At 59.4% G+C, this 25,705-nt stretch carries 26 protein-coding genes; 11 read left to right on the plus strand and 15 right to left on the minus strand.

Annotation, left to right across the window (positions count from 1 at the left end):
- Positions 1 to 212: 212 nt before the first annotated feature.
- On the minus strand, positions 213 to 848 hold the full coding sequence (locus KQH55_RS08670) for a helix-turn-helix domain-containing protein (RefSeq protein WP_076794027.1): 636 nt from the start codon (positions 846 to 848) through the stop codon (positions 213 to 215).
- Positions 849 to 991: 143 nt separating this feature from the next.
- Between KQH55_RS08670 and KQH55_RS08675 the strand changes: the two genes are divergently transcribed.
- From KQH55_RS08675 to KQH55_RS08705, 7 genes are all read left to right on the plus strand, one after another.
- Positions 992 to 2,191 carry a glycine C-acetyltransferase gene (locus tag KQH55_RS08675; protein ID WP_076788482.1) on the plus strand — a complete coding sequence of 400 codons (1,200 nt, stop codon included), beginning with the start codon at positions 992 to 994 and terminating at the stop codon, positions 2,189 to 2,191.
- A gap of 9 nt (positions 2,192 to 2,200) precedes the next feature.
- The gene (gene tdh / locus KQH55_RS08680; protein WP_076788480.1) at positions 2,201 to 3,229 is read left to right on the plus strand and encodes an L-threonine 3-dehydrogenase; all 1,029 of its coding nucleotides are present in this window, start codon (positions 2,201 to 2,203) and stop codon (positions 3,227 to 3,229) included.
- A gap of 90 nt (positions 3,230 to 3,319) precedes the next feature.
- On the plus strand, positions 3,320 to 3,856 hold the full coding sequence (locus tag KQH55_RS08685; RefSeq protein ID WP_076794025.1) for a hypothetical protein: 537 nt from the start codon (positions 3,320 to 3,322) through the stop codon (positions 3,854 to 3,856).
- A gap of 561 nt (positions 3,857 to 4,417) precedes the next feature.
- Complete coding sequence (locus tag KQH55_RS08690) at positions 4,418 to 5,908, plus strand: 2-hydroxymuconic semialdehyde dehydrogenase (RefSeq protein ID WP_076794023.1); 1,491 nt, start codon at positions 4,418 to 4,420, stop codon at positions 5,906 to 5,908.
- 22 nt (positions 5,909 to 5,930) lie between these two features.
- Positions 5,931 to 6,362, plus strand: coding sequence for a RidA family protein (locus tag KQH55_RS08695; RefSeq protein ID WP_076794021.1), 432 nt, complete (start codon positions 5,931 to 5,933; stop codon positions 6,360 to 6,362).
- Positions 6,363 to 6,458: 96 nt separating this feature from the next.
- Positions 6,459 to 6,983 carry a 3-hydroxyanthranilate 3,4-dioxygenase gene (locus KQH55_RS08700; protein WP_076788715.1) on the plus strand — a complete coding sequence of 175 codons (525 nt, stop codon included), beginning with the start codon at positions 6,459 to 6,461 and terminating at the stop codon, positions 6,981 to 6,983.
- Positions 6,984 to 7,020: 37 nt separating this feature from the next.
- A complete protein-coding gene (locus KQH55_RS08705; protein WP_076788474.1) occupies positions 7,021 to 8,037 on the plus strand; it encodes an amidohydrolase family protein in 1,017 nt (338 codons plus the stop codon).
- A 208-nt stretch (positions 8,038 to 8,245) separates the two neighbouring features.
- On the opposite strand, the gene hfq is transcribed toward KQH55_RS08705, so the two are convergent.
- A complete protein-coding gene (gene hfq, locus KQH55_RS08715; RefSeq protein WP_076788472.1) occupies positions 8,246 to 8,632 on the minus strand; it encodes an RNA chaperone Hfq in 387 nt (128 codons plus the stop codon).
- Between the two features lie 759 nt (positions 8,633 to 9,391).
- Here hfq and KQH55_RS08720 point away from each other — a divergent pair.
- A complete protein-coding gene (locus KQH55_RS08720; protein WP_076788713.1) occupies positions 9,392 to 9,937 on the plus strand; it encodes a PadR family transcriptional regulator in 546 nt (181 codons plus the stop codon).
- 64 nt (positions 9,938 to 10,001) lie between these two features.
- On the opposite strand, the gene KQH55_RS08725 is transcribed toward KQH55_RS08720, so the two are convergent.
- A complete protein-coding gene (locus KQH55_RS08725; RefSeq protein WP_235090604.1) occupies positions 10,002 to 12,512 on the minus strand; it encodes a hypothetical protein in 2,511 nt (836 codons plus the stop codon).
- Between the two features lie 249 nt (positions 12,513 to 12,761).
- Here KQH55_RS08725 and KQH55_RS08730 point away from each other — a divergent pair, with 249 nt between their 5' ends.
- On the plus strand, positions 12,762 to 12,944 hold the full coding sequence (locus KQH55_RS08730; protein ID WP_235090605.1) for a hypothetical protein: 183 nt from the start codon (positions 12,762 to 12,764) through the stop codon (positions 12,942 to 12,944).
- A gap of 362 nt (positions 12,945 to 13,306) precedes the next feature.
- On the opposite strand, the gene KQH55_RS08735 is transcribed toward KQH55_RS08730, so the two are convergent.
- The 12 genes from KQH55_RS08735 to sctU all read right to left on the minus strand — a co-directional run bounded on the left by KQH55_RS08735 (position 13,307) and on the right by sctU (position 24,430).
- The gene (locus KQH55_RS08735; RefSeq protein ID WP_235090606.1) at positions 13,307 to 14,962 is read right to left on the minus strand and encodes a winged helix-turn-helix domain-containing protein; all 1,656 of its coding nucleotides are present in this window, start codon (positions 14,960 to 14,962) and stop codon (positions 13,307 to 13,309) included.
- Positions 14,963 to 15,134: 172 nt separating this feature from the next.
- On the minus strand, positions 15,135 to 15,590 hold the full coding sequence (locus KQH55_RS08740; protein ID WP_076794018.1) for a CesT family type III secretion system chaperone: 456 nt from the start codon (positions 15,588 to 15,590) through the stop codon (positions 15,135 to 15,137).
- Between the two features lie 73 nt (positions 15,591 to 15,663).
- On the minus strand, positions 15,664 to 15,894 hold the full coding sequence (locus KQH55_RS08745) for a hypothetical protein (protein ID WP_013428979.1): 231 nt from the start codon (positions 15,892 to 15,894) through the stop codon (positions 15,664 to 15,666).
- A 46-nt stretch (positions 15,895 to 15,940) separates the two neighbouring features.
- Positions 15,941 to 16,174 carry a hypothetical protein gene (locus KQH55_RS08750; protein WP_013428978.1) on the minus strand — a complete coding sequence of 78 codons (234 nt, stop codon included), beginning with the start codon at positions 16,172 to 16,174 and terminating at the stop codon, positions 15,941 to 15,943.
- Between the two features lie 15 nt (positions 16,175 to 16,189).
- The gene (locus KQH55_RS08755) at positions 16,190 to 17,257 is read right to left on the minus strand and encodes a prominin family protein (RefSeq protein ID WP_235090607.1); all 1,068 of its coding nucleotides are present in this window, start codon (positions 17,255 to 17,257) and stop codon (positions 16,190 to 16,192) included.
- Positions 17,258 to 17,542: 285 nt separating this feature from the next.
- Positions 17,543 to 18,316 carry a hypothetical protein gene (locus tag KQH55_RS08760; protein ID WP_235090608.1) on the minus strand — a complete coding sequence of 258 codons (774 nt, stop codon included), beginning with the start codon at positions 18,314 to 18,316 and terminating at the stop codon, positions 17,543 to 17,545.
- A gap of 122 nt (positions 18,317 to 18,438) precedes the next feature.
- Complete coding sequence (sctS, locus tag KQH55_RS08765) at positions 18,439 to 18,702, minus strand: type III secretion system export apparatus subunit SctS (RefSeq protein ID WP_076794015.1); 264 nt, start codon at positions 18,700 to 18,702, stop codon at positions 18,439 to 18,441.
- Positions 18,703 to 18,710: 8 nt separating this feature from the next.
- Positions 18,711 to 19,361, minus strand: coding sequence for a type III secretion system export apparatus subunit SctR (gene sctR / locus KQH55_RS08770; RefSeq protein WP_076794013.1), 651 nt, complete (start codon positions 19,359 to 19,361; stop codon positions 18,711 to 18,713).
- Positions 19,345 to 20,544, minus strand: a complete 1,200-nt coding sequence (gene sctQ, locus KQH55_RS08775; protein WP_076794011.1) for a type III secretion system cytoplasmic ring protein SctQ — start codon at positions 20,542 to 20,544, stop codon at positions 19,345 to 19,347. Before sctQ ends, sctR begins: the two co-directional genes overlap by 17 nt.
- A 61-nt stretch (positions 20,545 to 20,605) precedes the next feature.
- Entirely contained in the window at positions 20,606 to 21,232 is a 627-nt protein-coding gene (gene sctP / locus KQH55_RS08780) for a type III secretion system protein SctP (protein ID WP_076788710.1), read from the minus strand.
- Positions 21,233 to 21,243: 11 nt separating this feature from the next.
- The gene (gene sctV / locus KQH55_RS08785; protein ID WP_076794009.1) at positions 21,244 to 23,328 is read right to left on the minus strand and encodes a type III secretion system export apparatus subunit SctV; all 2,085 of its coding nucleotides are present in this window, start codon (positions 23,326 to 23,328) and stop codon (positions 21,244 to 21,246) included.
- Positions 23,329 to 23,347: 19 nt separating this feature from the next.
- Positions 23,348 to 24,430 carry a type III secretion system export apparatus subunit SctU gene (gene sctU, locus KQH55_RS08790; protein ID WP_076788456.1) on the minus strand — a complete coding sequence of 361 codons (1,083 nt, stop codon included), beginning with the start codon at positions 24,428 to 24,430 and terminating at the stop codon, positions 23,348 to 23,350.
- Between the two features lie 308 nt (positions 24,431 to 24,738).
- On the opposite strand from sctU, the gene KQH55_RS08795 reads away from it, so the two are divergent.
- Together KQH55_RS08795 and KQH55_RS08800 are read left to right on the plus strand one after the other, a co-directional pair.
- Positions 24,739 to 25,290, plus strand: a complete 552-nt coding sequence (locus tag KQH55_RS08795) for an HrpB1 family type III secretion system apparatus protein (protein ID WP_235090609.1) — start codon at positions 24,739 to 24,741, stop codon at positions 25,288 to 25,290.
- 26 nt (positions 25,291 to 25,316) lie between these two features.
- Positions 25,317 to 25,703 carry a type III secretion protein SctI gene (locus KQH55_RS08800; RefSeq protein WP_235090610.1) on the plus strand — a complete coding sequence of 129 codons (387 nt, stop codon included), beginning with the start codon at positions 25,317 to 25,319 and terminating at the stop codon, positions 25,701 to 25,703.
- The last annotated feature ends 2 nt before the right edge of the window (positions 25,704 to 25,705 follow it).

The raw sequence follows: 25,705 nt of genomic DNA on the forward strand, positions 1-25,705 counted from the left end.
GTGATCAACAGAATCCCGTGCAAAAATCGCAGATATGCCAACGATTGCCGACCTCGATTTAACATCGGACAACTAATGTTTGAAAAAATGGCGAGCAGTCGGCGTGAATGCGGCTTCTACGGCTAAGGTGAGAATTTACGGGAGAGGGGGAGGCTTTATCGGCGAGCTATGGTCGTGACTCGCCGACGTGGATGGGGATCACGTTGCCGTCGTTATGGGTGTACGACGACCAACAGTGCCGTGGCTTTGCCCTTGCCGGCGTTGCGGATGGCGTGCGGTTTATCTGCCGGGTAGCGTGCCGTTTCCCCCGCCTTCAGTTTGCGGCTCGACGGACCCGATTCCAACTCGATTGTGCCGTGCAGCACGGTCAGGTGTTCATGCGTATGGGGCTCGTGTGCACCGGAAACTAGCGCACCGGTGGACTGCAGTGTCAATTCATACCACTCGAATCGGCCTGCCAACTCGATCGGGCCCCAGACCCGCAGCTGATATTTCGCGTCCGTGCCGGACAGCGTCGGGATGTCATGCGGGCCGGCGACCTGTATGGGATCCGCGTCATGGCTTGCCGATGCGAACAGGCGATCCAGGTTGACGCCGAGCGCATTGGTCAGGCGCCAGGCCACTGCGATCGTGGGATTGGCTTTGTCGCGTTCGATGTCGGATAGCATCGACTTCGATACCCCCGCCGCGCGGGATAAATCCTCGAGCGTCATTTTGCGTTCGTTGCGCAACCGCTGGATGTGGGCGCCAACACGGGGAGGCGTAACACCATCGTCGCTCCGCGTGCTGCCTGGCGGTTTGCGCGGGGTGGTACGGCGCGCCGGCGAGCGTGGGCCGGAACTTGTCATGGATGTCTCGGTAGAGTAAATTGTTCGATATACCGAACATGGATTCGATATTGAATCGGTTCAGCAAGCCAGAATGCTTGGATGTTAACAGGCTAAGCGCTGCGGCTTGCATCGGCATTATGCATCCCACCTCAGGAGTGTTCATGAACGACGCTTATCTCGCGCACGTGCGCACTATGCTGGAGCAGATCCGTGCAGACGGATTTTATAAGTCAGAGCGCGTGATTGTCTCGCCACAATCATCGAGCATCGCGCTGGTGGACGGTGCTCAGGTGCTAAACTTCTGTGCGAACAATTATCTGGGCCTTGCTGATGACCCGCGCATCGTGAAGTCAGCAAAGGACGGCTTGGACCGGGATGGGTTCGGCATGGCGTCGGTACGCTTCATTTGCGGGACCCAATCGGTTCACAAACAACTCGAAGCGGCACTAGCCTCGTTCCTGCACACCGATGATGCTATTCTTTACTCTAGTTGCTTCGACGCAAACGGTGGATTATTCGAGACCCTGTTGACGGAGGACGACGCGGTCATCAGTGACGAATTGAATCATGCAAGCATCATCGACGGCATACGGTTATGCAAGGCCAAGCGCTTTCGATATCGGAACAACGACATTGACGACCTGCAAGCGCAGTTGCAGGCGGCCGACGCGGCCGGTGCGCGGTTCAAGCTAATTGCGACCGATGGCGTATTCTCCATGGATGGGAGCATCGCGCAGTTGAAGGCGATCTGCGATATGGCGGACCGTTATGGCGCGCTGGTCATGGTCGATGACTCGCACGCTGTCGGTTTCATTGGGGAGCACGGACGGGGCACGCCCGAGCACTGTGGTGTGCAGGACCGGGTCGACATCATCACCGGGACACTGGGCAAGGCGCTGGGCGGTGCATCGGGCGGATACGTCGCGGCCCGTGCGCCGATCGTCGAGCTGCTGCGACAACGCTCGCGGCCATACTTGTTCTCCAATACGCTCGCGCCCAGCATCGCGCATGCGTCGCTCACCGTGCTGGAATTGCTGCGCAGCGACGAAGGGGCGGCATTGCGCCGACGCGTTCGCGAGAACGGCGCCCGTTTCCGTCGCGCAATGAGTTCGCTGGGCTTTACATTGATTCCGGGTGAGCACCCGATTATCCCGGTCATGCTTGGCGATGCGCAACTCGCCGGCCGGATGGCCGAGGCATTGCTGGCCGAGGGAGTCTATGTAATCGGGTTTTCGTATCCGGTGGTGCCGAAAGGACGGGCGAGGATCCGCACCCAGATGAGCGCCGCGCACACGCCGGAACAGATTGATGCGGCCGTCGATGCGTTCGAGCGCGTCGGCCGAGCATTGAATGTCATTTGAGGAGCGCCCATGCGTGCGCTGGCGAAGCTGGAGCCGGGACCGGGCCTGACATTGACTAGGGTGAAAAAACCGGAGATCGGACATAACGACATATTAATCCGCATCGGCAAGACGGCGATTTGCGGCACCGACCTCCATATCTGGAAGTGGGACGAGTGGGCGAGCAAAACCATCCCGACTCCGATGCACGTCGGACATGAGTACGTCGGCGAAATTGTCGACATCGGGCAAGAAGTGCGAGGGTTCAAGGTGGGCGACCGAGTATCCGGCGAGGGTCATATTACTTGCGGGCTCTGCCGGAACTGTCGCGCCGGCCGGCGTCATCTGTGTCGTAATACTATCGGAGTCGGCGTAAACCGCGCAGGCGCGTTTGCCGACTATCTGGCGATTCCGGCCTTCAATGCTTTCAAGATACCGGATGACATCGACGACGAGTTGGCCGCGATCTTCGATCCATTTGGCAATGCAGTGCATACGGCGTTGAGTTTCAACCTTGTCGGTGAGGACGTGCTGATCACCGGTGCGGGGCCGATCGGCGCAATGGCCGCGGCAATCGCCCGCCATGTTGGTGCCCGCAATATTGTGATCACGGACGTCAACGAATACCGACTCGAGCTTGCCAAGAAGATGGGCGCAAGCCGTACTGTCAATGTGTCGCGCGAATCATTAACGCAGGTTATGCACGAACTCGGCATGACCGAAGGATTCGACGTCGGACTCGAAATGTCGGGCGCGCCGAGCGCGTTTACATCGATGCTGGAGCATATGAATCACGGTGGCAAGATTGCGCTGCTGGGTATCCCGCCGGCAAGCACTGCGATCGATTGGAACCATGTGATCTTCAAAGGACTGGAGATCAAGGGGATATACGGACGCGAAATGTTTGAAACTTGGTACAAGATGATCGCGATGCTGCAAAGCGGGTTGGACTTGTCGCCGATCATTACGCACCGCTTCCCCGTGGAGGCATATCGCAGTGGTTTTGATGCAATGTTGTCCGGACGCAGTGGCAAGGTCATCCTGGATTGGACGGCGTAGTCGATTCTGCAGGGCGTGTGAACAGAGGTTCCCCGCTGGGGATGCGGTAAAGTGCGTGTTTTCCGGCCCTGGCTTGCCTTTGGAGAAAGCATGCCTATTCGAACGATGTTTCAGCATCGCGATGCTCGCGTGCGCGTCAGCTTGACGTTGTTGTGCATAGCGATATCCGGATTCGGGGCGCCGCGTGCCTACGCCGGCTGGTGTGACCAGGGTATATGGATCGACGCAATGCTGAGGTCGTACCATATTGATCCCGATCCGTCGAAGCGCTTCGAGCAGTTTAATCCGGGGGGCGGCGTCGAGTGTTATTTCTCGCCGCAGTGGGGTGCGACGGCAGGGTACTTTCGCAATTCGATTCGGCGTCCATCGTTCTACGGCGGTGCTGTATGGGCACCGGAGTTTGTCCATTGGAGATGGTTTCGGGTTGCCGCGATGGGTGGCGTGATTTCCGGCTACAACTACGGTCGTTGGGGAATGGGACACAATCGGACCGTCGGGCCGGTTCTGGCCCCCGTACTAATGGCGAATTTCAAGCGTGTTGGCGCGAATTTCATTTTGATTCCGCCGATACCGTCGGAGAAACTGCCGTTCACCGTGGGGTTCCAAATAAAGGTTCGTGTCGATTGAATCTCTAACGAAATCCAATAGAGGCCGCCGCCTGCGAATTTGAAGATCTGCGGGCACAGGCTAGTAGCCGATCATCGTGCATTCAGGTGAGATTTTTGGGGGAGTGCTACCGGTGTGACCGATGTCGCCCGGACGCTTGGGTTGACACGAAGGCGACAGTCATCGTCCCGCGTTACCCCCACCGTCGGAAGTCGCTGGTATTTTTCCATCTCTTTTTAAATCTTTCGATTGCTGGCTCCATTACCAACGTGGACGAAACCAAGATCCTCGGAACGGGAGAATGCTCGCCGCCACGTCGCTGTAGCGCGACGCGTCGAATCGGTGGCGCTTGAGTACAGCAGCGCAGACCTGCTGCGTCATGGTCGGTTTGCAGCCGGATATTGATAACTGGACCCGTAGGGCACAGACTTCAAACCGTGTGGAAGCGTCACGGCGGTCGCGGACCGGCTCAGTTGTGGCACTGGTATTACCGATTCATATAGTCAATAACGAATGTTTGATTTCCGCGCACGCGGTGCCTCTCATAGACTGCTCCTAACCCTTGAATACGCAGGAGTTGTTGTGAGCATCGAACCGGTCACCGCGTCGCCCCAGCCCCGCTTGTTACGGCACTACATCGATGGTGAATTCGTGGCGGGTGATGTCACGTTCCAGGACTTGAGCCCGGTCGACGGCTCGCAGGTTGCGTTGGTCTGCGAGGCTGACGCGCACGCCGTGGACCGCGCGGTGCGGGCAGCACGGGCGGCCCAACTAGCCGGTTGGCGTGACACGACGCCGGCGCAGCGGGCAGACTGGCTGTACCGGATTGCTCAGGGCATCGAAGCGCGCTTTGATGCATTCGTTGTCGCGGAAGTGGCGGACACCGGCCGTCCGGTTGCCCAAGCGCGGGCGCTGGATGTGGCGCGGGGCATCGCTAATTTCCGCATGTTCGCTGACTTGGTGCGTACCGCAAACAGCGAGTTTTTCGAAACTCATACGGCGGACGGCGGTGAGCTAATCAATTATGTGACGCGCAAGCCGCTCGGTGTGGTGGGCATCATTTCGCCATGGAACCTGCCGCTGTTGTTGCTGACGTGGAAGGTTGCGCCCGCGCTCGCGATGGGCAACTGCGTGGTGGCCAAACCGTCGGAGGAAACGCCCGGCTCGGCGACACTGCTGGCCGAGGTGATCCATGAAGTCGGCTTGCCACGCGGGGTATTCAACTTGGTCCATGGTCATGGGCCTAACGCGGCAGGCGAGTTCTTGTCCCGTCATCCGGACATCAGCGCAATCACGTTTACCGGCGAGTCGCGCACCGGCAGCACCATCATGAAGACGGTTGCCGATGGCGTGAAGGACATCTCGTTCGAGTTGGGCGGCAAGAACGCAGCGGTCGTGTTCGCCGACGCCGATTTCGATGCTGCGGTCGACGGTGTGGCCAAATCGAGCTTCACGAACGCCGGGCAGGTCTGCCTGTGTAGCGAGCGAGTGTACGTTGAGCGGCCGATCTTCGAGCGCTTCGTGGCCGCACTGAAGCAAAAGGCGCAGGCGCTGCGCGTGGGCGCGCCGGAGGATCCGGCCACTACGATGGGGCCGTTGATTTCACAACACCATCGCGACAAGGTGCTGTCGTATTTCCGGTTGGCTGTCGAGGAAGGGGCCAACGTGGTGACCGGCGGCGATGTCCCGCATTTCGGCGATGCTCGAGATCGTGGTGCATTCGTGAATCCGACCATCTGGACAGGCCTGCCGGATACTGTGCGCTGCGTGACCGAGGAGATCTTTGGGCCGGTTTGCCATGTAGCGCCGTTCGACAGTGAGGAGGAGGTGATCGACCGCGTCAACCATAGCGCCTACGGTCTGGCGTCAAGCGTCTGGACGACGCAACTGGCCCGAGGCCACCGTGTCGCGCGCCAGATCGAGACTGGCATTGTGTGGGTCAATGCGTGGTTCGTGCGCGACCTGCGCACGCCATTTGGCGGCGCCAAGCTGTCGGGCATCGGTCGCGAAGGCGGTCGACATTCGCTCGACTTCTACTCTGAGCTTACCAATGTTTGCGTGAAGATCGGATAAACGCACGAAATACGGAACCGTTATGACTGAATCGACTTCCCAGGGCCGCATTGTGCCAGGCAAGGCCACGCCGCGCGGCCGATTTCCGCACCTGCAGCGTGCCGGTGACTTTTTGTTCGTGTCGGGCACCAGCGCGCGCCGTCCCGATAATACGATCGTCGGCGCGTCGGTCGATGCGCTCGGTACGGTTAACCTGGACATTCGGGCACAGACCCGGGCGGTGATCGAGAATATTCGCGATATTCTGCGCGCCGACGAGGCCGAACTCTCGAATCTGGTCGACATCTCGGCGTTCCTGGTCAACATGAATGACTTTGGCGGATACAACGAAGTCTATGGCGAGTTTTTTGACGAAACTGGCCCAACCCGCACGACCGTGGCCGTCCATCAGCTACCCCACCCGCACCTGCTGATCGAGATCAAGGCTGTCGCGTATGCGCCGCGCCAGCGTTGAGGGCGGGGCGTCAGGAACGGAGTGCGGGACGTCTGGCACGTCGGCTATGCCGGCGTAACGCGGCGGCGGTACCGTGCATCAATAGAGGAAACCAACATGCTGGGATATGGGACGCCGTTCAACTTCCAACGCTGGATTGACGAACACATGCACTTGCTGCAGCCGCCGGTGGGCAACCAGCAAGTCTGGCAGAACAGCGACTTGATCGTGACGGTCGTGGGCGGTCCGAATCATCGTACCGATTACCACGACGATCCGCTCGAGGAGTTTTTTTACCAGCTGCGCGGCAACGCGTATCTGTATCTGTGGATCGACGGTCGCAGGGAGCGTGTGGACCTAAAAGAAGGCGACATATTTTTGTTACCGCCGCATGTGCGGCATTCGCCGCAGCGGCCCGAGGCCGGCAGCGCGTGCCTGGTGATTGAGCGTCAGCGGCCACCAGGACTGCTCGACGGGTTCGAGTGGTACTGCGACGCGTGCTATCACCGGGTGCATCGGGTCGAGGTCCAGCTCAAGAACATCGTGACCGACCTGCCGCCGTTGTTCGACGCATTTTACGGCTCCGAAGACAAGCGGCGATGTCCGCAGTGCGGCCAATTGCATGCGGGCAAAGCCGCTTAATTAACCGAACCTGACTGGATTGCCACACTGACTCGCGATGAAGCTTCGAATCGACATGCATTCTCATTTCTTCCCGCGCATCACGCGAGAAGAGGCGGCGCGCTTGGACGCCACACATGCCCCCTGGCTGAATATCGACGCAGATGGCCAGCATGGCATGATCATGACGGGGGACCGGTCATTCCGGCCGGTGTACCGTGCGCTGTGGGATCCGCGCACGCGTATCGCCGAGATGGACGAACGCGGCATCGGCATCCAGATAATGTGCGCAACGCCGGTGATGTTCGGCTATCGCTACGACGCCAGGGTGGCCGACGAATGGGCGCGACGGATGAACGATCTCGCGCTGGAAATGTGCGCGTATGCACCGGACAGGTTGATGGCGCTGGCGCAGGTGCCGTTGCAGGATGTCGAGCTGGCATGCCGCGAGGCGACGCGCGCGTTCCGTTGCGGACACCACGGTGTGCAGATCGGTAACCACCTCGGCGCGCGTGACTTGGACGACGAGCAACTGGTCACGTTTCTCACACACTGCGCAAACGATGGGATTCCGGTGCTGGTTCATCCGTGGGACATGATGACCGATGGCCGGATGAAGAAATGGATGCTGCCGTGGCTTGTCGCCATGCCAGCGGAGACGCAGTTGAGCATGGTGTCGTTGATTCTCTCCGGTGCCTTTGAGCGTATCCCGGCTTCATTGAAGCTGTGCTTTGCGCACGGCGGCGGCAGCTTTGCGTTCTTGCTCGGTCGCGTGCAGAACGCGTGGGAAAACCGGGATATCGTCCGTGAGAATTGCCCGCACCCGCCGCTGTCATACTTGAATCGGTTTCATGTAGACAGCGCGGTCTTCGATCCACGTGCGCTGAAAATGCTGGTCGATACAATGGGGGAGGACCGGGTGCTACTCGGCTCCGACTACCCGTTCCCGCTCGGGGAGCAGTTGATCGGCGAACTGGTTGCGACGCATCCGGAACTGAGCGATGACGCGAAGAGCAAGATTCTCGGTCAAAACGCGTTGCGCTTTTTTGGTTTGTCGGAGCTGGCCGCCGTATAGGTGAACAAGCTTGCCGCCCTTTAAAGCAGCAAGCCCGACGTGATCTTGACTGCCAACATCGGGTGCCAGGCCCATCTGAATGGCGCGGGGCGCACGTCGGTCATCTATTGGATCGAACTTATCGACGCGTCGCTCGGCTAGAGTCGGTCGGCAGTGTGGCGCGGCTCCCCGTGTGTCCGACGAATTCTCGATAAGCGCGGTGGCAGTCTTACTCGTCGGTATTGTTATTCGGAATCGTGACGCGGCGCTTTCGGGTGACCACCACCGGTCGGGAAGCGGTGCCTGCTGACGCACCCGCGCGCGGGAGGACCGACAGGCGGGACGTCGGCCCCCCGCGGACGGGTCCGGCGCCGCGGCCCGATGTTGAGGGTCGGGCGGCACGGCTGTCGGGCGTGTCGTGCTGGACCGTCGAAATCGCTTTCTTATAGATGACCTGCATGCCGCCAGGGGTACGAAGCATCACGACGTATTGATCGAATGATTCAACATGGCCGACGATACGGATGCCATTGACCAAGTAGATCTGGACGCGCTTGCGTTCTTTGCGCGCTGAATTGAGGATGTCGTTTTGCGACAGGCCGGATTCTGACGCCATGCGTTGTGCTGAGCGTGCGTAGTGATCGATGCCAGGTGCATGACCACTGGAGGTTGATGGATACGGAATGCGGCGAAGTGGAACCACGGTTCAAGCCCAAATGGTATCAGACTGGCGGCGCGCCGGGGCGGCACGCTTTTTATCGCGCTCCGGCGCGGCGGTTATCCGGTGCTTACTTCGCACCCGTGGCCATTGATCACCGCCGGCAGGTCCCGTGCCAGCCAGCCGTCAATCTCGATGCCGATCCTGTAGTGCAGTGCGTGGTTTTGCCAGTGTAACGAGAACAGGCCATGCGCCATCCGTGTGAGGAATGCCGCGTGTCAGTGCGATGTGGTTCTCGCCATCCGCGACCGGCCGTGTGATAGAGCGGTGTGCGAAGATTACCCGGGTACCGATGCGCGCGCATAGCTCAGCAGCGTATCCTTGCCCGCGCCGGATGACCCCATGACGTAAATGACACATGGTCCGTGCCGTTGTGCTCATCGCGCGTGCCTGGTGGGGGCTAACGGGATCCGCTGCAACAGTTCGAGAGACGCGCCGGGGCCGGTGTCACGCCAGGTCCGCATCGGAAAGGCGTCACCAGGATTGCGTACTAGCCGTAACGGCGCTGCGCATCGGCGGCGGTTGTCGTTTTGAGGCGACAACCGATGCGAAGCCACGACCGGTTAAGCGAGGTGGCGCGCTAGGGACAGCCCAGCACAGCGTCAATATCATCAAATGCGGCGTCGCTAATGTTGCTAAGCGGATAGAATGCCGCTCATGTCCATCCAGCACGCCCTCCTTACGTCGCTGCTCGAAAAGCCAACCTCGGGTTACGACCTGGCGCGCCGCTTCGATCGCTCGATCGGCTATTTCTGGCACGCCACGCACCAGCAGATCTATCGCGAACTTGCCCGCATGGCGACCGTCGGATGGGTGGCGTCCGTCGATGACGTGAACGATCCGGCAAGGCGCAAGAAGTGCTATCAGGTACTGCCGACCGGTAGGGCAGAACTCGTGCGGTGGATCCGCGAGCCTTTGGACGACAGCGACCGGAACTGCCGGCAAGCGTTCCTAGTCAAGCTTCGTGCGGCCGCTGTGGTTGGCCCGGACGGGCTGGGGGAGGAGCTGGCACGACTGCTCGAGCAGTGGCAGGCCCGCCTCGACACCTACCGGAACATCGAGCAGCGGGATTTCTCCGCCCCCGTCCTCTCGACGAAGCAACGCCTGCAACACGCGGTGCTGCGGTACGGCATCCGTGCCGAAGAAACCTGGATCGAATGGGCGCACGACATCGTGGCACTGTTGCACGAACTCAGCCACTGAACGCATCGCGCGCGATGCTGCGCGATCGGGCACGAACGCGCAGCATCGGTGTCGCGCTTGTCGATTAAATTCGCGAACTAGCCTCATTGCTGCCTTTACCACGCCTTGTCCCCTTGGCGGCCGCGCGCGGCTTGCCCATGAAGGTATGGGATCCATCGCGACGCAGCCGGTCGAACGTGATCCCGGACATCGAGACGTCGACCAACGGCTTGATATTGACATCGGTTGCAAAGCGGTGGTGAACCACTTCGTTCTCGTCGACCCGAGCCGCGCCCACGTTGGCATCCACAAGTAGCAGCGCCGTCGCCAGGCCTCTTGCCCACGGGGACAGGATCGGAGCAGACTCATGAGCCTCGCTACGTTCTTTCGTGATCAGGGAAGCCAATCTCCACGAAGTGGGATCGGCCAGGATCTGCTCGCGTTTGGCCTCGATGACCTGTTTCATTTTAGCGAGGTCTTTCGCGGACACGCGTTCTCGCGAGCCGGCCTCCCAAGGACGCAGGTAATGTTGCTCGAAGTGCGCCTGCAACAGGTTGATCTGTTCCGCAGCCGGATCCGTCAGCGCATAGCGATGGATATGGCTGTGCATTTGCCTCGTCCCGTTGCCCAGTTCCAGCACGTTTTTTACCGCGCTGGCCACCTGGTTTGCTAGCGGCTCGGTAGATTGAGCCCGTTTCTGTTCGAGATACGTGCCAACCGCCTTGATTCCGGTATCGTCATGGTCGCCATCGTGGTTAAGCAGCTGGCGCGTCGCATATTCATATGCGGTTGCGTCCGGGAAATCGACATCCAGAAAGCAGGCGCGCGGGTCGATTTTGCCGTGGTGGGTTTGCAACGTGCGCGAAAGCGACACCTTCACCTGGTAGATTTGTTTGTCCCATAAGCGTTTGGAGGTGGGGCCGGTGCTGACACCGCTCTTCGGGCTGCTCGAGGTGGTGGCTGAAATGGAAGCGCCGACCTTGGCCTCTATCTTGACTTCGATGCTGCGCTCCGTGTGCCGCTTTTCGGTTGACATGCGGCCGGAGTCGTTGCGGGACGTCGATATGCTGTTCACGTGCTTGCCAGACACCGGGACGGAAGCGCTGACGGACGTACTGAGCGGTGCCGGAAGCCCGATGGGAACGCCGGTGCTGACGAGGGGCCCCGTCGATGCGCCATGACGTTTTTCGTCCACGGTGCCTTCGATCCATCCGACGGACACATCGCGCGCGCCGACCAGCGATTGCGCCAGTGTGTTCCAGCATTGCTCGCTGGTGCCGCGTGATTCGGCTGCGGCGCCGGCGGGTGATAGGCTCTTCATAGTGTCGAGGATGTGATTCACGCTAGCTTGCATGGCTTCGTCGTCGTAGCCGGAACCGTCCTCCTTTAGCTGACGGGCCACTTGAACGAGGATGCCGCGGGGGCGCGCGTGCTCCGAATCGTAGAATTGCACACCGACGGTGCCACCGACAAGGCTGCCTGGTAACGAGGCGCCGACCAGCACACCGACGCCCGCGCCGTCGCCCGTCGCATGGGCCGTGCCGATAAAAAGCCAGGCGTGCTGCTCGGTACACCCCATTTGCACCGTGGCCTTGCGTTTGCGTGAGCGCTTGGCGTTGATGCTTGGGACCACCACGGGTAAGGGTACCGGGCTCGCTTGGGCGGCTTGGCTTACCGCCGCTGTTACCGACGCTGATACCCGTTCTGTCGTGACGGCGAGCTCGCCTCCGTCACTGAATTCGACCGCCATGCCGGGACGCAGCGATGGCACGATGTGTTTTAGTGCATCCCAGCCGCTATCGGTTGCGTCAGCAACAGCAGTCGTGACCGACTGAGTCGCGGTCGATGCCGCACGGGTCAGCTCGGAAGCCTCTGCAGTCGAAGCCGCTGACGCGTGGTCTGACGCCGAGGCCTGCATGTCAGCAGCGCTAGACTTCTCGGCGGCTCTGCTGGCGCCTGATGGGATGCGGGTCGCGATCATCGGGGCTTTCATGGCTCCGCGGATCCGCTGTATAAGGTGGGAGCCACAATGTTCGCGGTCCCTGAGCGCGACTTCCGACACAAACTTGTTCAAACGGTGCGATGCCTTCGCTTTATCGGTTTCGTGCAAGCCTGGTCGCTGATTGAAAAGTGCGGCAACCTTGGCAGGCACGACTTTTCCTATAATCGAAGTTACGACCTTTCTAACATTATTCAAACGGCCCGATGCCTTCGCCTTGTCCGTTCCCCGGCCGCTTTCATGGAAGCGCTGTTGCCAGTCAAATAATGCCTCTTTTTCGCTGGGCGCGAGTGTTCTAATGAACGAGGCGAAGCGGTCCTCTGGCGTGGAACCACTCGTGCTGTGCGGGTGTTCTGTTTGGTCGAAGTATTTCTTGGCGATGGCAAAGACCTGGCTGGCCAGTAGCGTGGCTTTGGCGTCCTGCCCGTTCATTGCCAAGTGACTTTGAAGCCACTGCTGACGCTTGGCAGTTCCCGATGGCGATGGGTCGTCAAAATCGAGCGCGGCGTGCACCGACGTCGCGTGACCGTCGCGCTGCTGAGCTAAGCGTACGTGGTTCTCGATCCACTCGGCCGTATCCAACAGCACGTGGAGCATGTCCCGATCCGCGCTGCGGGACAGCGGCGCGCACTTCTCTGCGCGCAGCTTGAGCAGCGTCTCAAAGCCGTATTCCGTACGGGCGAGCACGCGAGCTGTTTCCCATGATGCGCGCCACGCTTGCCGCTGATCGGGCAAATGGGCGCCGCCCGCTGCGGCGGATGCGTCGTGGAACGGCTGATCGAAGTTCAACGTGCGCAGCTGCCGCAGCATCATCGTGGCTGTCGTGCTGTCGCGTAGACCCGCTTCATGCATCGCAAACAAGACCAGCTGGGCGCGCGCGGCGCTTACCTTGCCCGTGCCGTCATCCAACCCTGTATGGAGCTGGTGCGCCAGTTCGGCTGTTGCCAGGTTCGGGCCTGGATAGTTGGCTTCGACAAGATGGTTCAGCAACTGCGCGCGCGTCCAAAGGCGCGGTTCGTCGACACCTAGCACGCCTACCGTGTCGATGCTGTAGCCGGGCGTGTCGTAATCGGCTGGCGTGACGCCGATCGCACGGGCCGGTATGGCGGCTCCCGCCGACGGACGGGGCTGCTTTCCGCGAAGAGGAGCGCCGATTTTAGAGCGCAGCTCGTGCAGGGCAGCCGTGCGTCGCGACGTGGCAGCAGGCTTGGGAGCGGTGGATCCGAGCGATTTTTTGCGATTGGATTTCGGGCTGGCGTGCTCAACCGCCGGGGACGCAGTGTACACGACGCCTGAAGAGGGCGAAACGATCACATTGGCGGGCATGGTTGGCGCTGGCTGAAAATGTCAACGGCTTCACTATTGCACTCCGGTGTGTCATATCGTCACGTTTAGCGCTCCGATGGCGCATCGAACGAAGTGTGCCACGGGTTTCCGGTGGTGTTTTCATCGATGCGCCAGAACGGCGCATCGGCGTTGGCGGCGAGCCACTCATTGACTTTCAGCATCGCTTGGCCGGCAATGCCGATGTCTCGTATCAAGCGTGAATCGATCAACCTCGACAGCGATGCATCGAGTACCGCGTTGTCCGGCATTGACGCCAGCTGTGGTATCCCCCTTAATCGATACAGCACTTCATCGTATGTCACGGCGTGCTCGAAAGTGGCTAGGCTGCGTAATATGACGTGCTCTAATGAGCCCAATTGGGCCATGCACTGCCGGATAAGCGGCAGGAACGCCGCCGCGCCGGGCGCCGCCATGCTTGCGTGGCCGGTATTGATGTTGCCGGCGGCCGGACGCATCGTGTCGGCCAGCGTCGCCAGCGCTGTCTCGAGCGGCTCCCCGACACGAATCCGCTGCGCGAGTACAAACGCGGCCAATTCCAATGCGAGCGGCATGCCTTCGGCCAGTGCCGCGACCCGCGCCGCCATCGCGATGGCCTCCGGGCTTGCGTCGGCGTACCACATCGAACCGGCAGCTGTCGGCGGGCGTCTTTGTTGCGTGGCGCCGCGCGGGCTCGTCAGGATGTGCAAACGGGCGAACAGTAATTGAAGCGCGTCGCATTGCGGGATCAACGATGAAGCGCCACAAGAAGGGGAGGGCGTCTGTAACGGCGATATGCGCACGACGTGTTCGGCGTGTATGCCCGGCGCATCCGTGGCTGTTACGATCACACACGCTCCTGGCGCTTCGTCGATCAGTCTATTGATGTACCGAGTCGTTTCGACAGGTAGTCCGTTTACGTCATGGATCAACAGCATCATACGGCGCGGCTTGAGCCATTCGCGCAAGTATGGGCCCGGCGCGTCGCCGCGGTACGCTTCGATGGGCGATGCTCGAATACATGCTCGGGCAAATGCATCGACGTGCTGCTGCGGCGCGCAGTGCACAAGGGCGGCGCCGTGTGGATACAACGCGCCCAGACGGCGGACTAGCTCCAACGCGACGCGTGTCTTGCCTATGCCCGCTGGGCCGGTTAGTGCGACGACGCGGGCCGTTGGAACCACTGCCAACAACTCTGATATTTCGGCATGGCGCCCGACAAACGGTGTCGTACCGTGCGGCAGCATCAAGGTTGTCCGGGTTTGCGGCGCGCCGGCCGCCTCTTCGGAAAACGGCTCGGCCTGTGCCGATTCGACGCGAGGATGAGGCGGTGCCTGAGCGGTGCTTGCGCTTCCCATCGCCGTGACGGCGCCGTCGCCAGACGGTGCTTCGGGCGCAAGCGTTACGGAACGTTGCTCGCCGGTGAACCGGTATCCCTGGCCTCGGACCGTCGCGACCAAGTGCTCATCGCTGCCGAGCGCGCGCCGCAGTGTGGCAACCTTCGACTGGATCGAGTTGACGCTGATGTCCGCGTTGTGCCATACCTTCTCGCGCAATTCACCGGTGCTGACTGTGCGGCCGTTGGCCTCCAGTAGTATTCGAAGGATCGTGAGCGATCGGGAGCCGATCGTGACCGGTTTGCCGTCTACGTTCAGTTGTGCCGGATCGAGGATCAGTTGGTATCGCCCGAATGCGATAGCCACCATCGCGGGTTGAGTTGACATCGATGCAGGCTTTCCCTATAGGTGTGTCGACGGTCCACGCGAGCGCAGTGAAGTGAGCCTATGGACGGAAGTTGAACAGTGATAGTGACGAACTACGCGCAGGCAACAGTATGTTGTAATTGCGTGTCGTACTGCTATATCAAAATAGATGACATGCTCGGATAGGCGCAGCTTACGCACGCAGCCACGTGAAATCGCCCGCTACGATGCCTTCGAACATCTCGTCCGTCGATTCGATGATGTTACGCCGCCAGTAATGACCGTGCTCAGCGTAATGGGACAACAGGTCGGCTAGGGTCTCGCCGTCCAGGTCGGGATCCATCGGTATTCTAATGATGAGGATGATGCCGCCGGTATCGGTGTCCAGACCCATTTGAGCCTGATCTTGCGCGTAGATCAGCAAGTTGGCTTCGAGCATCAACCGGAATACGTTCAGCGTGCGGCCTGCGGTTACTGTGCCGAAATGGAAGTTTAGGTAGATTGCGTCTAGGTCATTTTCGAAGTATTCAAGACGAACATCGTAGCCCTGGACTTCTATGGTCCGCGTTTCCAGCACGTATTCCGGATCGGCGAGTCCGACGACATCGCACAGTTCGCGAACCAGTTCCCCGTACCGTTCGCCGTTCATTGGGGACTATTCATTTGAGGTGAATTGGAAGGCAATAGACCAGTGCGCATCAAATGCGCACTGGTCAGTCAGATTATATCTGTTTGCTGCCGACCTCTTTGCAGGCTTCCCCCAAATTTTCTATGAATTGACATTTCATCGCATGCAACTGAGTCTCAAGGATCATGTTGGAATACTGATCCATTTCAGCATTGGCAGCTGTTGAGGTTAACTTGCCCCCCGCGGCACTCGTGCCAAAATGACCCAGCGCGCTCGCTGTGTTTGCAGCGTCACTGCCGTGTTTGACTCCGTTAAGAACACTCATATATCACTCCATTTAAGCAATAGTCGGATAGAGAAGCGACAATGAGTCAGCCGGTGCTTCGCTTCTCATGCAACTGCGCGACGATCCGGCTCGCCGCGAGAAGACCGCGATAGAGTTTAGCCAAGCTGTCGCGATCCACTTCGGTTTCACCTGTATCCTCAGCGATCCGTCTCGCAGTGGCATCAAGTGCCGAGCGTATCGTTTTGACCTTGGACGCATCGGTGATGATCTTGGGCAGATCATTGAAATCTGCCGCGCATGCTTCCAGTGCTTCGTACATAGGTATTCTCCTGCTCTACTTACTGACTTGAGATGACTGCGACGTAGTGGCTGGAATCGCCGTGCCGGTTGCATCCTGACCTGACGGAACAGGAGCGTTGTCTGGAGGAATGCTGCCACTTTCCGGTGATTCGGCCTGGTCATTCGGCTGCTGCGCGACGTATATGTGTTTCGTGCCGTCGGGAGCCTGGGCATACTGGATCGCGTCGGAGGCGATCATTTCCGAGTACGTTGAAGGCAACAGATTTTTGTCGATGGTCGTGATATGAGTGCGTAGCGTTCTAACATTCCCGTTCAAATCGTGTCTTACCCGTTCGAGTGACTCCCGGAATTGTTGGGGGTCAGCGACTTTCGCTGTCACGTCAAATACACCATTTCCTGCGTAGGTGATTTGGACGCCCGGTATACCGAGCGATTCGGCAATGCTGCGTGCATCGACCTCGGCCACATCATACTGCCGTAGGGCGAGACCGGCTGCGGCACGTTGCAGAAGTTCGCGTGTATTGACATCTTCCGCGGGTGTCTGAACCATTCCCGTGACCCGAATGACAGATCCGGATACCTGTGCACGTAACTCCGTCAACTTCTGCTCCGCGAGCAAATGATTGATGTGCTGCGCAAGATCGTTGATGTCACGCCTGCGGGCAGCTCGGCTGTCCTGCGCAGACATTAACAGCGCACTGAGCCCAATGACCATGCCGACCGCCGTACAGGCAAGCGTGATGCCCGCGATTTTGCGATGGCGAGCACGCTTCGCTTCGCGCCTGTCTTGGTCCGGCTTAACTAGCAACGTCGAAAGTAGTTCGACGTCAGACGGCCATGAGGAATCTGCCGGGCCAACGCAGATGACGGTATCGTCGAATTGCATCGGCACGAAGTCCAGCAGCAGAATCGGTTCCTCGCCCTGTTGGGTGACTTCTGACGAGGGTGTGATCGTGCGTTGGTCCAGCATCTGTGCCGGGCTTTTCGCATGTTGCTCAATAGGCTCGTCGTGGGTTACGGCGTGATGCGCGTTGACATTATCACCGTTTGCCGGTGCTGCGCCGCGTCGTGCATGTACAGTGTCCTGCGGGTCGATCGTCAAGACAAGCTCCGCGCCAGTCCAATCGGACAGTCGGATGTCGGCGTCATCGTCTGCTGCCAGCCGATATGCGCCGGGCACCAGCTTCAGCTGAGCTCCTGCGTGCATACCGGTGAGAATGCGTAACAGCTTCATGATCGTCAAGTTCCGATGGGTCGGCGTACATTCGCCCTTGGGCGCGATGTTGGCTTGCAACTACTCTAACGTGGCGGATCAGAAAAGCAATGCGCAACACGAACCGGATGTGGATTACGCGAAGCCCACCTCGGCTATCGGTAAGAGCCGGCGCTATGCCAAGGTGTCGCCGTGCCGAGTGGTCGTTGAAGCAATTCGCAGTGCTTGGTAACACTTCGCACGTTTAAGTTGGCTCGGTGTTCTCGGCCGCAGGGCGTTGAATGCGATCAGCGGCATCATGGGATTGAGCCGCTGTCCGCGGTTCAACTCACCGGCGTGGCTCTGTGGGCTAGCTAAAGCGGGTTTTTGTCGGATACTAACCAACATTTCTATCACATGCTGTAGTGACAGCGGTTCCGGTGCCAGACGGGCTTGCAGGTCCAGACACTCGCTCATCAAATGATGAATATTGGCATCGATGCTTGCGTGTGGGTTTCGCTGCGCCTGGTCAACCAGATCCCGTAGTTTCGCGATTAATACGTGCATTACATCATTGCTGGCGATTGTCTTACCCGATCGGGCCAACTCGTGCAGTGGGCCCGCGTCGAGCCTCGATATGCCGGCACGTCGCGTAGTCCTGCTTTGCCGAAAGCAGGGAACTTCGCTTTGGGCGTCGACGTCTTCCTCTTTTTGGTCACGCTGTCCACGCCCTTGGCCACCGCCACCGCCTGATCCGTCACGCTGTCCAATACCCGTGATGTGTGCCGGCGTATCCGCTGCGCGATCGTCCGACTCATCCGCCTCGTTTTCCAGCAGGCTCGTCCTGCTACGCAACCGGCGGCGAGTCAGACGCGCCGACGCACGTATCGATGCCAGCAAGCGTGCTCGGGCGGCCGCCTTTCTCACTTGCTGCACATTGGCCTGCGCGGTCGCGGAATGGGCGAACACAATAGATCCGCGATGCAGGACCGCCTTGCGGGGCCGGCGAACAGGTGTGCGGACATGCTGGCGGGCGGGGGATCCAGTCGGACCGCCCGCATGATCGGTGGGAGCCAACTTGCGGATGCTTATCATTGTGGTATGGCGGCCTGGAACACTTCGTTGGCGAATCTGAGTACCGCGGCGGCGGACATGGGCGCTCCGACAACGATCGCGATCGTCACAGCAATGAGCTTCACTCCGTGAGACAACGCCTGGTCCTGCATGGACGTGATCGCTTGCAGGAAAGACACAGCCAACCCCACCGCCGCGGCGACGCTGACGATTGGTAGGGACACGTACATGCATAACAGCATGCCGTGCATCGTTAGCCGGATCAGTGTATTGATGTCCATGGTGGCGCTTAGCGATATGTCAGAATCAATCCGTGGATCAGCGTTGACCAGCCATCCATCACGACGAACAGCAGTAGCTTGAAGGGTATTGCGACGTTGGTTGGCATGACCTGGTTGAGACCCATCGCGAGCAGCACATTGGCGATGATCAGGTCGATGACCACAAAGGTGATGTAGAGAAGAAATCCGATCTTGAAGGCATCGGTGAGCTCGGTTAAGGTGAATGCCGGCGCCAGTATGATGAAATCATCCTCACGGAGGCCGTCGGCCACCTCCTTGGGCCAGATGACAGTCGCCGTACGCATGAAAAAGCGCTTTTCTCTTTCGTTGGCATGTTGTTTTAGGAATGCACGGAATGGCTCCTGCGCCGCACTGAATGCTTGCACGACCGACTGGGAGGGGGTGCCGGCATTCGGCTGGTTCTCCAGTTGTTTTGCTGCCGCCATGCCGATGGGTGCCATGATGTAGAGCGAAACGAGGATGGCGATACCGTTTAGCACCATGTTCGGTGGAACTTGCTGTGCGCCGAGTGCGTTGCGCAGCAGGCTGAGTACCACGACAATCTTTGTATATGACGTGATGACGACGGCGACGAGGGGGACGACGCTGATTGCAAGAACAATCAGCATCAAGCTCGTCAGTTCACTGGGCTGGAGCATTGCCTTGCACCATTCGGAGGATTCGGATGCCGAGATGATCACCGACGCTGACGAGTTCCGCGTAGCCTATCGTACGCCCATGGGTGACAAGTTTGATCTGGACAGCGTCCACCGGATTGGGCAACTCAAGGACGTAACCGGCGCGCAACGCACAGATTTCGTGCAACGGCAGTGCGATGGTGTCGATCTCCAATTGAATCGGCAGCTCGAGTTGATCGACGCAGGCAGCCTCGTCGCGCGCTTCGGCGGTAAGTGTGTCGTTGGCGAGCGACTTATCGACATGTTCGGTCATGTACGGGTCCTTCAAAATAGAAAGCGTCTGGCCGCCTATTTCGGCTTGTGCGTGGAGGCGGACGAGCCCGGGCGTACCCCACGCGACGGTCGTATGGACTGGAGCGTGGTGGCCGGCTATCAGCGGCTCGACATCTGCTGATACCGCGCGCAGGATGACGTCGCCAGGAGCAAGTCTGTCCAGCGTGGACACTGTCAAGGTCTTGTATCCGATGATCAGTCTGCCTGGCACGCGGACTTCGGCGAGCGGGTGACCGCTGTGCGACGGGCGCTGAGCGGCGGTCGTAGCGTGCTGGTCCAAGCAGTGCTGCATCAATTGCAAGAGCGGAGCATCCGGTACGACGATTACCGCGTGGGTGCGGCCGTGATGGACAAACGTCATCCGCATAATCGGTATGTCGACAGACGGTCGAATCGGCAAGCCACCGCGTTGGGGAACCCGGTATAGGCCAGCCAGGCGAAGCTCCTTGAGGCCGACGGCTGCCAGCGCAGCTAGTACCGGTTGGGCCAGTATATGGGCGATTGCCAACTGCAAAGCCGGATCGCCATGCGACCGGTCCGAGTCCGACACATCGTCCGCGCCGGTAACAGGCCCCAGGGCCGGGTATTGTGCCAGGTCGAAGCTGATTCCCAGCCGTCCGGACGGATGCGCAAATTCCAACCATGCCGGTTCGATCCACCGGGCTGCGCCGACGAGGTCCATCGCCGGTGCGGATGAAGGTTCCAGCGTCGCGGTCCATTGCTCGATGCCGCACAGCCTCTCGAGCGTGTCGGGTAGGCGATTGTCGCAAAACAAGCGCGCAGCGCGAGCGATGGCGGGCTGTAGTGGCCGGGGGAGCCAGCGCGTGTCGCCAACGTCACTGGTCAGCAAGTCGACGGTCGGATCAATCATCCACTATGGCGGTCATATTATGTGAAGGTCCGGCGGTGACGGCCCCGGTGACCAAAGTCGGTCACCAGACCGTGAGCTGGATCTGGCGCGGCACGTCCCATGCTCGCATCAATGCGTCGAGTTCGCGTTCGAGCATTGGTGTATGAGTCAAGAGTAGTTGCTTGATATCGTCGTCGTCTGTGTCGAAGCGAAGTGATAGTGTCGAATACGAAAGCGTCAAATTGAGTGTCGTGTTCCGCAGCAGGCTGGCATCGAGCGGCAACTGCGCGTCCCAGGTCCCGGTCTCGTTAATCGAGCGGTCACCGCAGAAAGCAGCGATTTCCTGCGTGAGTTTGCAAACCAGGTCCATCACCTTATCTTGGGTTCGAAGGATTTTCGCTACGACAGGCTGTAGCGCTTTGCGTAGCCGTTTGTCCACCATGGACGATGCGTCTGCTGTGCCGTCTTCCGAGGATTGCGAATCATCGTCGCTCGTGTCGGCGTCTTGACCGGATGGATAGGTCAGCGCGAGTTTTGTACTGGCTATGCCATGATGTAAAACCGGCAAGGTGTCTTCATGCGTGTCGGCCGACCTGCCGCGGCGCGCGAGCGACGCATAGTCGGGCCGCGCACGGCGACCGTACACGGGAGCGGCGTGTTCACTGTCGCGAGCGATGATTCGTACCGGCCGGTGTCGAATGGATGTCATGGCGCGCAACCCTATGCCGTTACCCGCCCGAGCGGTTTCAGCTCGACGTGCTCGCCAAGTTCCTGATAGGAATAGACTGGTAGCCAGCTGATGCGATTCTCTACCATGCGCCGAACATAGCGTCGGATGTCCATCGACGTGACCAGCGCTACGCCGTCACGCTCGTCAGTACCCGCCAACGATTGGATCTTGTCTACCAGAAAGGTCACCTCGTCGGGGGCTAGCGCCAGATAGTTACCGGTGGGTGTCTGCTTGATCGCTTGACGAATGTGTTGCTCAACGGGCAGGTCGAGCAACACCGCCTGGAGCACGCCCGCACCTGCGGCAGCACGATGGGCGAGGAACCGCGCAAGGTCTCCCCGCACATACTCGGTGAGCATCAGCATGTCCTTTTCTTTCGTTCCCCATGCAAGCATGCTTTCTAGGATCGTCCTCATGTTGCGGATAGGTACTTGCTCTTCCAGCAGGCGCCGCAATACCTCGGCGATACGCTGAGGCGGTACAGCTTTCTGCACTTCAGCAACCAGCCCGGGATATTCGTTACCCTGCTGCTCGAGAATCCATTGAACTTCCTGGATGCCCAGGAACAGTGATGCGTGACGTCGCAGCAACGCAATCGCACCGTGAGCAATGACGTGCTCGGCGCGCCATACCTGGACCTTTGGAGGAACCGCTTTATCATCCACCCACCAAGTGGGGCCTGCGCCACCGTCTAGCCCGGCCCTAGGTTCGGCACGGGCGCGCAATGCAGCCAGCACTGCATCGGCCTGATTGGCGTCGAGATCGTCATTGCCTGGTGGTAACATGAACTTGCCGGGCGGTAGTTCGATTGTCACGTATGGCACGTCGTGTATCAGGATCTCAAAGTGTGACGCACGGATATTCTCGCCTACCCACATCGTGATACCCGGAAAAGGCAGGCCCAACTCCTCCTGGAGTTGGTTGCGCTCTGACGCAAATGACTGGTCCAGCGCGGCAGCGGACAGGCGTGGCATCAAATCGGGTGCGATTCTGACGCCCACTGCAGGCGTGAACTGTGGCGCACGTGGCAGGATGCCGCTTGCTTCCCCCTTGCTACCTGCGCGCTGCATCGAAGTGACCGGCTCGCTATGATGTTCGCCCGAAAGGGGGCGCTTATGGTTCAGCTTGTAACCGCAAAATGCCAGCATGGCGGAGAGCAGTAGGAACAGCGGGGCGGGAAAGCCCGGGACGGCGGCGAAGCCGAGCAACAAAATCGCTGCAAAAAAAAGCGCTCGCGTGCTTGAACTGAGTTGCCGACCCATCTCGCTGCCAAGCGACTGAGGATGCGCGTCGCGTTCGTCGGCTACCCGGGTGATCATGACGCCGGCAGCGACTGATAGAAGCAACGACGGAATCTGCGAGACCATCGCGTCGCCAACCGACAAGACCGAAAACCGATTGGCTGCTTCCCCGGCACTCATGCCATGGTATGCGACGCCCACGGCGATGCCGGCGATGATGTTGATTCCGGTGATGATCAACCCCGCTATCGCGTCGCCCTTGACGAACTTCATGGCGCCATCCATGCCACCATGAAGCTGGCTTTCGATGGCCAGCGTTGCACGTTTGCGGCGTGCTTCGTCAGCGGTGAGCAGATTGGCTCGAAGATCGGCATCGATGCTCATCTGCTTTCCGGGCAGCGCGTCCAGCGTGAACCGGGCGCCGACCTCCGCTACCCGCTCCGACCCCTTGGCGATGACGATGAATTGAACCGTGGTGATGATGACAAAGACAACCAGGCCGACCACCAAGTTGCCTCCGACGACCAATTGCCCGAAAGCCTCGATAATATGTCCCGCGTCGGCATGCAACAGTATGGATTTTGTCGATGCGATATTCAACGACAAGCGATATAGTGTCGTGAACAACAGCAATGACGGGAACACCGATAGCGCTACGATGTCTGGTACGTACATGGTGATCATCAACAATGTGACGCTGATCGCGATGTTGCATGCCAGCAGTACATCGATCAAAAGAGTCGGAAGCGGCAGGATCATCAGCGAGATGATTGCCACCACGACGAGGGCGACGCCGATTTCGCCGGCGGCAGGCAGCTTCAGTGCTTTCGACATGACAGTATGGGGCTGGAACTCAGTGGGTCGAAGTGGCAGCGCCGCCAGAGTCCGTTTGCCTTGGGCCAAGGGAGTCGACCCAACGCAGAATGGCTGCAACTGCTTCGAACAGTGCTTCTGGAATAGGCTCGTCAATCTTCACGCGGTGCAGCGCGCGGGCGACTGGCGGATTGCCGATGATCGGCACGCGCGCCTGCGCGGCGTACCGTCTTAACTCGGCCGCGCTCTCATCGTGACCCTTTGCGATTACGACGGGCAGTGGACACTCTTCGGGTGCATAGCGAATTGCTACAGCATAATGAGTTGGATTGACGATGAGTGCGTTTGCAAGGCCGACGCGCAGCCTCGGTGGTGCTTCCTGTGCCCACTCCCGCGCGATGCGCTTGCGTTCGCCTTTGAGTTGGGGATCGCCTTCCTGCTGCTTGTACTCCCGCTTGATTTCATCCTTGCTCATGCGCATTTGCCGCGTGAAAAGAAATTTTTGCAGCTTGAAGTCGAGCGCCGCAATCACAATGAAGACCAGCGCGGCGGCGGAGAATAGCTTGAGCAGAACCGTCCAGAACAGTCTCGATAGTTCGGGAAGTGGCTGGTACAGCGAGGTGGCGATGAGCGGTATCAGCCCGCGAATCGTGTACCACATGACGCAGGCGACCAGCGCCGCCTTGAGCAGTGACTTGGCCATATCGACCACAGTACGAAGCGAGAAGATCCGTTTAATTCCGCTTGCAGGGTTGACCGCCGTGGGATTCGGAGTTACGGGTTTCGTGCTGATTTGGAAGCCCACTTGTGCGAACAGTGCTGCGAACGCGCAGAGCGCCGCCGCGGCCACGCATGGCACGATGATGGTCAACGATTGGCGACCGAGCTTGAATGCTGATGCGACCAGCATCGTATTGCTGCGGTCCGTTGTAACGAAGTCCAACGTCGTATGGATCAGCGCACGAAAGGCGTCGGTGAACATGCTGGCGGCAGCCACTAATACGGCGATGGATGCGCACATAACCGCAGCGTCGGCCAAGTCAGTGCTTTTTGCTACTTGACCGTCGCGTCGAGCGTCACGTAGTCGCTTTTCGGTCGGTTCTTCGGTTTTCTCGTCGCTCATGATGCACTCTCCGTCGATCCGGTCCCGGACCGGGGGCAGGCCGTTGGGCGAGGGCCCACACTAACAACATCTCGCTGAACCTGGTGTAAGAAGGCGAAGCGGGAACTTGACTATGCGAAGCAGCCGGCATGCTTCGCATGGACGACGTGTGCTTCGCGGCCGCTAATTGATTGTGGCGGCCGTTACGCTAATGTTGTCGCATCGGCATCGCGTATGAGGCGAGTTGGCGTCGTCGTACAAAAATCGAAGGAGCCTGCGATGGGATTTGTCTGGAGCCTTACACCATGAGCATTTCGTCACAGCAGTACATGAAGGCCGACAAGCTTATCGTCGGCGGACTGATCGAGGTCGTGTCGCTTTTTCTGCAGGTAAATTTTCAGGCTGCATCTGGCGATACTGAGGATGCGGAAATGGTTATTGACGCGTTGCGGGTCGTGCGCCCTAACGCTCCGGAGTTCGAAACGCTGGAAGGCATGTTATGGCTCTCTCGGGGACGATGGGATGACGCAGTACAGGCGCTGGAAGCGGTACTGCACGAGCGCCCTGGCTTCTTGTATGCAAAGGCATTACTTGCACTCGCGTTGTTTTATAGAGGCGATTCCGCATGGCAGGTGCTTGCCGACGAAATTGATGAATCGGACGCGGGCGAAGACAGCCGCAAGCTTGTGCGCGCCATGCGCGCCCGTGCTGATTTGCGTATGGCCATGGATGCGTATCGCAGGACAGGTAACTTTGTGCTACCCGAGTCTTGCGCAGAACAAATGCGGGAGATTGAGCAGCAAGGGACGGCGCCGGACAAAAGCGAACTGACCGATGCCGGTACTGCGTTTACCCCGCAGGCCAACTTTCTTCGACTGTAGTGTTTGATCCGATATGGAGCAGTGACATGACTCAGCCGCTTCAAATGGCAGGTATGGAGACCATTCTGGGCCGGGCTCAGGACGCTGACAAGGCGATGCCTTCACCGGAGGCGGTCAGTCGATTTCAGGCGTTGATGCAGCAAGCCGACGTCGCAGCACCTACCACCGAGCCGAGTGGTGATATGTCGGCGCTAAGCAAGATCGTCGGCACACACGATGTACAGATGGAGCAGGTGCTAAATGACGTCGATGCATTACAGCATAATATGGGAAGCTTATCTCCTGGTGAGACGGCAGCGGCATCAAACTTGGTGATGACCAGGATGGCGAGTCTTAATGTAGAGACCACCGTTGCGATGTCGTTCGCAACTTCGACAAAAGGTTCTATCGAAACATTGCTGAAGAATCAATAGCA

Source organism: Mycetohabitans sp. B3, assembly GCF_021498065.1.
In the GTDB taxonomy this organism is placed as follows: domain Bacteria; phylum Pseudomonadota; class Gammaproteobacteria; order Burkholderiales; family Burkholderiaceae; genus Mycetohabitans.

Bases quoted from the DNA above. Each gene is read 5' to 3' on its own strand.
- KQH55_RS08670 (WP_076794027.1), bottom strand. From the start codon at position 848: ATGACAAGTTCCGGCCCACGCTCGCCGGCGCGCCGTACCACCCCGCGC.
- KQH55_RS08675 (WP_076788482.1), top strand. From the start codon at position 992: ATGAACGACGCTTATCTCGCGCACGTGCGCACTATGCTGGAGCAGATC.
- tdh (WP_076788480.1), top strand. From the start codon at position 2,201: ATGCGTGCGCTGGCGAAGCTGGAGCCGGGACCGGGCCTGACATTGACT.
- KQH55_RS08685 (WP_076794025.1), top strand. From the start codon at position 3,320: ATGCCTATTCGAACGATGTTTCAGCATCGCGATGCTCGCGTGCGCGTC.
- KQH55_RS08695 (WP_076794021.1), top strand. From the start codon at position 5,931: ATGACTGAATCGACTTCCCAGGGCCGCATTGTGCCAGGCAAGGCCACG.
- KQH55_RS08700 (WP_076788715.1), top strand. From the start codon at position 6,459: ATGCTGGGATATGGGACGCCGTTCAACTTCCAACGCTGGATTGACGAA.
- KQH55_RS08705 (WP_076788474.1), top strand. From the start codon at position 7,021: ATGAAGCTTCGAATCGACATGCATTCTCATTTCTTCCCGCGCATCACG.
- hfq (WP_076788472.1), bottom strand. From the start codon at position 8,632: ATGGCGTCAGAATCCGGCCTGTCGCAAAACGACATCCTCAATTCAGCG.
- KQH55_RS08720 (WP_076788713.1), top strand. From the start codon at position 9,392: ATGTCCATCCAGCACGCCCTCCTTACGTCGCTGCTCGAAAAGCCAACC.
- KQH55_RS08725 (WP_235090604.1), bottom strand. From the start codon at position 12,512: ATGCTCCACGTGCTGTTGGATACGGCCGAGTGGATCGAGAACCACGTA.
- KQH55_RS08730 (WP_235090605.1), top strand. From the start codon at position 12,762: ATGCATCGCAAACAAGACCAGCTGGGCGCGCGCGGCGCTTACCTTGCC.
- KQH55_RS08735 (WP_235090606.1), bottom strand. From the start codon at position 14,962: ATGTCAACTCAACCCGCGATGGTGGCTATCGCATTCGGGCGATACCAA.
- KQH55_RS08740 (WP_076794018.1), bottom strand. From the start codon at position 15,590: ATGAACGGCGAACGGTACGGGGAACTGGTTCGCGAACTGTGCGATGTC.
- KQH55_RS08745 (WP_013428979.1), bottom strand. From the start codon at position 15,894: ATGAGTGTTCTTAACGGAGTCAAACACGGCAGTGACGCTGCAAACACA.
- KQH55_RS08750 (WP_013428978.1), bottom strand. From the start codon at position 16,174: ATGTACGAAGCACTGGAAGCATGCGCGGCAGATTTCAATGATCTGCCC.
- sctS (WP_076794015.1), bottom strand. From the start codon at position 18,702: ATGGACATCAATACACTGATCCGGCTAACGATGCACGGCATGCTGTTA.
- sctR (WP_076794013.1), bottom strand. From the start codon at position 19,361: ATGCTCCAGCCCAGTGAACTGACGAGCTTGATGCTGATTGTTCTTGCA.
- sctQ (WP_076794011.1), bottom strand. From the start codon at position 20,544: ATGATTGATCCGACCGTCGACTTGCTGACCAGTGACGTTGGCGACACG.
- sctP (WP_076788710.1), bottom strand. From the start codon at position 21,232: ATGACATCCATTCGACACCGGCCGGTACGAATCATCGCTCGCGACAGT.
- sctV (WP_076794009.1), bottom strand. From the start codon at position 23,328: ATGTCGAAAGCACTGAAGCTGCCTGCCGCCGGCGAAATCGGCGTCGCC.
- sctU (WP_076788456.1), bottom strand. From the start codon at position 24,430: ATGAGCGACGAGAAAACCGAAGAACCGACCGAAAAGCGACTACGTGAC.
- KQH55_RS08795 (WP_235090609.1), top strand. From the start codon at position 24,739: ATGAAGGCCGACAAGCTTATCGTCGGCGGACTGATCGAGGTCGTGTCG.
- KQH55_RS08800 (WP_235090610.1), top strand. From the start codon at position 25,317: ATGACTCAGCCGCTTCAAATGGCAGGTATGGAGACCATTCTGGGCCGG.